The organism is Frankia gtarii (genome assembly GCF_025403375.1).
GTDB lineage: Bacteria > Actinomycetota > Actinomycetes > Frankiales > Frankiaceae > Frankia > Frankia gtarii.
This window is the reverse complement of sequence record NZ_JAMPTM010000351.1, coordinates 1-6,411: the sequence shown is the minus strand read 5'-3', so window position 1 is coordinate 6,411 and position 6,411 is coordinate 1. Positions and strand designations below refer to the sequence as shown.

Here is a 6,411-nt window from a genome sequence, read left to right as displayed (position 1 = left end):
GGTTGGGGTTCGGGGCCGGGCCGGCGCTGTCGGGGGTGCAGATCATGGGGTGAGCCTGCCGGCCCCGCTGTGATCCGTCACCACCTTTTCCGCCGCCGCAGATGCGGGCGTGCCGCTCGGCGCGGTGGGGTCAGGGGCGCAGGGTGCGGAAGAAGGCGGTGACGTCGGCGGTGAACAGTTCGGGCTGTTCGAGGGCGGCGAAGTGGCCGCCGTGGGGCTGCACGGTCCAGCGCTGCAGGTTGTAGTGGCGGGCGATGACGGCGCGCGCCGGCCGGTAGATCTCCTTCGGGAAGATCGCCGCGCCGGTGGGGGTGCTCACCTGGCGTTCGGGGGCGCCGAACAGGCCCGCGGCCTGCGTTTCGAGGTACAGCCGGATCGACGAGCCGATCGTCTCCGTCACCCAGTAGGTGGTGATGTTGGTGAGGAGGTCGTCGCGGCTGATCGCCTTCTCCACGTCGCCGTCGCAGTCCGACCAGGTGCGGAACTTCTCCACGATCCAGCCCGCGAGCCCGGCCGGGGAGTCGGCCAGGGCGTGGGCGAGGGTCTGCGGTTTGGTGCCCTGGATGGCCTGGTAGCCGGTCTCGTGCTGGGCGAAGCGGCGGGCGTAGTCGAGGTCGGCGACCTCGTCGGGGGTGAGGGCGGCCCGTTCGTCGCGGGTCATCGGCGGCGGCGGGACCAGGTTGAGGTGGATGCCGAACAGGCGGTCGGGGTGGTCGGCGCCCAGATAGGCGGTGACGGAGCCGCCCCAGTCGCCGCCCTGGGCGGCGAAGCGGTCGTAGCCCAGGCGGGTCATGAGTTCCACCCAGGCGTCGGCGATGCGGCGCACATGCCAGCCGCGGGCGAGGGTCGGCCCGGACCAGCCGTAGCCGGGTAGCGACGGGCAGATGACGTGGAAGGCGTCGGCGGCGTCCCCGCCGTGGGCCGGCGGGTCGACGAGGCGGTCGATGACCCCGAGAAACTCGACGATCGACCCGGGCCAGCCGTGGGTGAGCAGCAGCGGCACCGCGCCCGGGTGCGGTGAGCGGGCGTGCAGGGCGTGCACGGTGGTGCCGTCGATGACGGTGCGCAGGTGCGGCCAGCGGTTGAGCCGGGCCTCGGCGGCCCGCCAGTCGAATCCGTCGGCCCAGTAGGCGCACAGCCCGCGCAGGTAGTCCACGTCGGTGCCCAGGTCCCAGCCTGTGCCGGGGATCTGCTCGGTCCACCGTGTGCGGTGCAGCCGGTGGCGCAGATCGTCGAGGACCGCGTCGGGCACGGCGATGGTGAAGGGCGCCAGGGCGGGTGACGGCGATGTCATGGCACGCTCCGAGGGGTCCGGGTCGGATGGGATGATCACCGGCCGGCGGTGGGTGTCGCGACGGCCAGTTCCGACTATCGACCGCCACGGTGGCGGGCCGCAACGGATCGGTCAGGTGCGGGCCGCAACGGATCGGTCAGGTGGTGGTGAGGATGCGCGGGCCGTCGGCGGTGATGGCGACGGTGTGTTCGACGTGGGCGGCGCGGCTGCCGTCGGTGGTGTGCAGGCCCCAGCCGTCGGGGGCGGTGTAGTAGCTGTCGCGGCCGCCGGCGCAGAACATCGGTTCCAGGGCGAGGACGAGGCCTTCGCGCAGCGGCATGCCCCGTCCGGGCTGGCCGTCGTTGGGCACGCTGGGATCCTCGTGCATGCGCCGGCCGATGCCGTGTCCGCCGAAGCCGCGGGGGATGCCGTAGCCGGCGGAGCGCCCGACCTGGCCGATGGCGGCGGCGATGTCACCGAGGCGGTTGCCGGGGACGGCGGCGGCGATGCCGGCGGCCAGCGCCGCGGCGGTGGTGTCGATGAGGGCGGCGTCGCCGGGGTGGGGGGTGCCGACGGTGAAGCTGATCGCGGCGTCGCCGACCCAGCCGTCGAGTTCGGCGCCGCAGTCGATGCTGACCAGGTCGCCGTCGCGCAGCGGGGTGTCACTCGGGATGCCGTGGACGATGACGTCGTTGACCGAGGCGCAGATGACCGCGGGGAACGGTGTCGGGGCGAACCCGGGGTGGTAGTGCAGGAACACCGGTAGGGCGCCGGCGTCGCGGATCATCTTGTGGGCGACCGTGTCCAGCTCGCGGGGGGTGACGCCGATGGCGGCGGCGTCCCGGGTCGCGCGCAGTGCGCGGGCGACGACGGCCCCGGCGGCGGCCATCGCCTCGATCGCCGCGGTCGACTTCAGTTCCACCATCGCGATCATCCTTCTTCTTCGTCGACGTCGGTGCCGCCGGTGTCGTCAAGATCACCGAACCTGCGCCCAATTATAATACCGGTATTACTATCACGGCCATGGTGCGGACGCCGTTGACCGAAGCGGAGCGGGAGCGCGGCGAGCGGCTCGGGGCGCTGCTGCGGGTCGCGCGCGGCGAGCGCAGCATGGTCGAGGTCGCCGCCGCGGCCGGGGTGTCCGCGGAGACGCTGCGCAAGATCGAGGCCGGGCGTATCGCGACTCCGGCGTTTTTCACCGTCGCCGCGCTCGCCGGCGTCCTCGGCCTGTCCCTGGACCTGTTGGCCGACGCCTGTGACCCGGCGGCGCAGCGCGCCCTCGGCTAGGACGCCGCGCGCCCGGCCACGGTCGGTGCGGCGACGGTGACGCCGTGGCGACAGCTCACGCAAGCGGGGTGAACCGTCCTTTTCCGAGGACACCTGCCTAGCGCCGCCGGCGCACAGGTCTTCGGACAGAAGAGGGCCCAGATGTCTGCAGAGAAGGCCATGCGGAGCTGTTCCTCCGGAAGGTGGAGCGAGGGCGGGATCGGTTCATCCTCGCGACCGTCGTGATGGTGTTTCGCTATGCCCTGATCTGACTTTCGGGGGGTGTTTCGCCGGTGCTCGGCGCCCGCCTCTTCGAGAGTGCACCATCCGCGCGGCGCCGCTGTCGAAACGCATCCTAGTGACGGGAGCGGCTCGTGTCTGCGCGGAACCCGTTCGTGTGGCGATCACATCCACGACGACACCGGTGGCGTCCTCCACGGTCCTCTTTGCCGTTTTGATTCCCGAAAAGGGGGCGCGCATCCGGACTGTCGAGGTTGCGGTGTCAGATGCCCCAGAGCGAGTGCATACATTCGAATTCGAGTTCGGCTTGGCGCTACCCGAGCCGGCTGCGGTACCTTCCCTCTCGCAATCTTCAGCGCGTTCGAAGAAATGACTAGAAGGGATCACAATGACCCAGCAGGAGCAGCAGCAGCAGCGCCAGCAGGTCGAGCAGCAGCTGCGCCAGAACTGGCAGCAGCTGCGCTACCGCATCCTCGACCAGTTCGGTCAGGTCAGCACGGCGGACCTCGACACCGCGACCGACATCGAGGACCTTGTCGCGCGTATCGCGGACAGGACGCACCACAGCGAGCGGTACGTCGAGAACCGCCTGCGTGAGCTGGCGGGCGTCGGCGGTGGCCAGGGTGGCCAGGGTGGCTCCGGCGAGCGTTTCGGCGGCGGCAACCAGGGAAACCAGGGAAACCAGGGCAACCGGGGCAACCTCGGCAACCAGGGAAACCAGGGAAGCCAGCAGGGCCAGCCGTTCGGCTCCCAGCAGTAGTTTTTCGAGGTCGGGTCGGTTAACGCCCCGTCTCACCGCGGGGAAGCCGGCGGGCCGCCCATCTTCTGTTCGCTACTCGGCGCGCGTGCTCAACATGTCGCGCCGAGTAGCGAACGGATCTCCAGAAGTTCATCAATCAGTTTGACAGTGTCTGCGCTGCGAGGAAGATGGCGTAGTTGCTCCAGCATCGCGTCGGTTTCTTCCATACTGGGAACGTCGTCGATCGACGCGGCTATCTTGACGATGTCGGTTTTGGGAACACCACCTGTCTGCATACCGCACAGTCGCACACGCTGGTTCACCAGGAATTAAGCCAGGGCTACCTCCGTGTTAATTGTGGGGCTGGTTCTGGTGCGACGCGTGAGGGTGCGCGGCCAGCGCGGCGTCCCGATGTGAAAACGGCCCCGGCCGGCGAGTGCCGGTCGGGGCCGCGGCGGGTGGGGGTCGGGTGCCCGTGACTGGCCCCGGGTGGGTCGGTGACGGCTCAGGATCGGCGCAGGATCGCCTGGGCGGTGTCGCGCAGTTGGCGGGCGCGCAGGCTGGTGTCGGCGGGGTCCAGATGATCGGCGGCGTCCAGGATCGTCGCCTGGGCGCGGCGGTGGTCGGCGCGGCGGGCCTGCTGGTCGGCGGTGCGGCCCTCGTGCAGGGTGGCCATGTGACTCCCTCGTGGGACGGGCCCCGGTGGCGGGAGCCGGCCGGGGCGGCGGTGCTGGCGGGCGGGGAGCGTCGGCGGTGGGTCCGCCCGCTCAGTGTGCGCATCCCGGCGACGACGTGCCTCCCCCGGCCCGAAATCCCACATCCGGCTCTGGTTGGCGTGGCTTGACTGCGCGCAGTGAGTACTGATGTGCACCTGCGGCACGCCGTGACCCGAGGCTCCACCGGGACCGGCGGCTCCACCGGGACCGGCGGCTCCACCAGGACCGGTGGGACCGGTGGGACCGGCGGCGGGCGAAGCGGACTTACCATGACGGTAGGGCCGGGATCTCCGCGACGGTCGGACCGGTGCCCGAGGCCCGGGGCCGCCGGGCGACGGTTCCGCGCCGCAGGGAGGTGGCATGACGCAGCCGACGGCCGCCGGCGGGCAGGCTCGGACACCGGCGCGCACGCAGAGCCTGACCCATCGGGATCCGGCGCAGGTCAGCCTGCAGGACGCCCTCGACGCCCTCGGTGACCCGGTGCGCCGCTGCATCCTGCGTACGTTGGCGGACCATCCGGACTGGACGCTGCCGTGTGGCAGCTTCGACGTGCCCGTCAGCGCCGCCACCCGCAGCCACCACTTCGCGGTCCTGCGCGCCACCGGCCTGCTCGAGCAGCGCGACACCGGCCCCCGCCGGTTCAACCGGCTGCGCCGCGCCGAGTTCGACCGCCGCTTCCCCGGCCTGCTCGACCTGATCCTGCACGAGGACGCCCACTGACACGCCGCCGGTGCGCCACCTGCACCGGGCTGCGCGTTCCAGCAGAAGGGTGCCTGCTCTGCCCATGTACGTCGTTGTCCTGCGCTACCTTCGCCCGATCGAGGAGGTCGACCGGCTGCTGGCGGAGCACCGCACCTACCGCCAGAGGTGTCGACCAATACCCGGAACGGGTCCTGGCGATACTCCGCCCCGCCGCGCCATGCGACGTCGGAGAGCAGCCGCGTGAGAGGACGCCTACCCGCAGACGTAGCCGGGCCGGGATCCGGTCACGGGAGCCGGGCAGCGATCAGATCACCGAAGTGTCGGGCGATGCCGGGTGCGGCTCCCGCGCCGACGATGACCGAGACGTACGCTTCGCCCTTGAGTAGGTGGGCCTCCTGGACGTTGCCGGGGCTGGTGTATGTGTACCCCTGATGGCCGGGGCCGCCGGCGTCCTGCTGCGGCTGGTGGGCCGGCACTGCGCGTGACGACCGGTAGTTCGTCTCGGCGTCCCTCGCCGAACTCCAGACGGTGACGAATCCCCGCGGTGATGTGAAGGTGCATCCGATCGCGTCGGTGTTTCCCTCGGAGGCCAGCTGGCTGCCCTGACTCCAGGACGCCTCCACCGCGGCCCGAATGTCCGGCACCGTCAGCAGGGGGCAGGGCGGCACCGGTCGGGCCGCCACCGCACCCGCCGCCGACCCACATGAGGTTGTCACCGTGCAGGAGATGCCCACGACAACCGATGCGAGCAGGAGACGCCTCATCCGGCCACTGTGCCCCACGCGCGCGATCACGGGTGCGGAACGGACGATCCAGCAACGGACGATCCAGCATGGTCGCGGGGCACATCACCCGCGCGGATCGTGACTAACCCAGCTGCCTGTCCTGCCTTCCGCTTCCACGGGGCGGCGGGGGATGGCGGGCGACGGCGATCGTGGCCCGGCGGCCGGCGCGTTTGGGCAGCAGCAGGATCGGCCGTGGCGCGGCCGGATCCGGGGTGAGGGGTAGCAGGCAGGCCGCTTCGGCGACGCTCGGGATGCCGAGTGCGGCCTGCACGGCGGAGCCGGGATGGGGGACGTCGACCGTGGCCAGGCGCGCCGGTGGATAGTCCGCGACGGGCCAGTGGTGGTGGGCGGCGGCGGCGGCGATGCCCGGCTCGTCGCGGCGGGCGGCGAGGGTGGCCAGCAGGCGCACCGCGCCCGCCGGCACGTCGAGTTCGCGTAGCGCGGCGTCGATGAGGGTGAGGATCTCCTCCGCGTCGACCCCGGGCCGCGCGCCCACCCCGACGACCAGATCGGCCATGAGCAGCCCGCCGGCTGTGACGGGCCTGTCTGCGGGGCCGGGCCGGTGGGTCGCGCGGCGGGTGATCATCGAGGTGGCTCAGGCCGCGCCGGGTCGGCGGCCGTCGGCGCTGTCGCCGTCGGTGCTGTCGCCGGGGATGGTGCCGCGGGGGATGGTGCCGCGGGGGGTGGTGG

Annotated in this window: 9 protein-coding genes; 3 read left to right on the top strand and 6 right to left on the bottom strand. The window is 71.7% G+C overall.

Going from position 1 to position 6,411, the window contains the following annotated elements; translation table 11 throughout:
- Positions 1 to 130: 130 nt before the first annotated feature.
- The gene (locus NBZ83_RS29130; protein WP_261576232.1) at positions 131 to 1,294 is read right to left on the bottom strand and encodes an epoxide hydrolase family protein; all 1,164 of its coding nucleotides are present in this window, start codon (positions 1,292 to 1,294) and stop codon (positions 131 to 133) included.
- Between the two features lie 136 nt (positions 1,295 to 1,430).
- Positions 1,431 to 2,198, bottom strand: a complete 768-nt coding sequence (gene map / locus NBZ83_RS29125) for a type I methionyl aminopeptidase (protein WP_261571126.1) — start codon at positions 2,196 to 2,198, stop codon at positions 1,431 to 1,433.
- 98 nt (positions 2,199 to 2,296) lie between these two features.
- Between map and NBZ83_RS29120 the strand changes: the two genes are divergently transcribed.
- Together NBZ83_RS29120 and NBZ83_RS29115 are read left to right on the top strand one after the other, a co-directional pair.
- Positions 2,297 to 2,560 (top strand): helix-turn-helix domain-containing protein, encoded by a 264-nt coding sequence (locus NBZ83_RS29120; RefSeq protein ID WP_261571127.1) that lies wholly within the window; start codon positions 2,297 to 2,299, stop codon positions 2,558 to 2,560.
- A gap of 607 nt (positions 2,561 to 3,167) precedes the next feature.
- Positions 3,168 to 3,539, top strand: coding sequence for a hypothetical protein (locus NBZ83_RS29115; RefSeq protein WP_261571128.1), 372 nt, complete (start codon positions 3,168 to 3,170; stop codon positions 3,537 to 3,539).
- A gap of 89 nt (positions 3,540 to 3,628) precedes the next feature.
- Here the strand turns inward: NBZ83_RS29115 and NBZ83_RS29110 are convergent, their stop codons facing one another.
- Positions 3,629 to 3,841: a hypothetical protein gene (locus tag NBZ83_RS29110; protein ID WP_438803266.1), complete on the bottom strand. Its 213-nt coding sequence runs from the start codon at positions 3,839 to 3,841 to the stop codon at positions 3,629 to 3,631.
- Between the two features lie 182 nt (positions 3,842 to 4,023).
- Entirely contained in the window at positions 4,024 to 4,194 is a 171-nt protein-coding gene (locus NBZ83_RS29105; protein ID WP_261571129.1) for a hypothetical protein, read from the bottom strand.
- Positions 4,195 to 4,594: 400 nt separating this feature from the next.
- On the opposite strand from NBZ83_RS29105, the gene NBZ83_RS29100 reads away from it, so the two are divergent.
- A complete protein-coding gene (locus NBZ83_RS29100) occupies positions 4,595 to 4,954 on the top strand; it encodes an ArsR/SmtB family transcription factor (RefSeq protein WP_261571130.1) in 360 nt (119 codons plus the stop codon).
- 266 nt (positions 4,955 to 5,220) lie between these two features.
- Here NBZ83_RS29100 and NBZ83_RS29095 read toward each other — a convergent pair whose 3' ends face one another.
- Positions 5,221 to 5,619 carry a hypothetical protein gene (locus tag NBZ83_RS29095; RefSeq protein WP_261571131.1) on the bottom strand — a complete coding sequence of 133 codons (399 nt, stop codon included), beginning with the start codon at positions 5,617 to 5,619 and terminating at the stop codon, positions 5,221 to 5,223.
- A 184-nt stretch (positions 5,620 to 5,803) separates the two neighbouring features.
- Positions 5,804 to 6,307 carry a cobalamin biosynthesis protein gene (locus tag NBZ83_RS29090; RefSeq protein ID WP_261571132.1) on the bottom strand — a complete coding sequence of 168 codons (504 nt, stop codon included), beginning with the start codon at positions 6,305 to 6,307 and terminating at the stop codon, positions 5,804 to 5,806.
- Positions 6,308 to 6,411 lie beyond the last annotated feature (104 nt).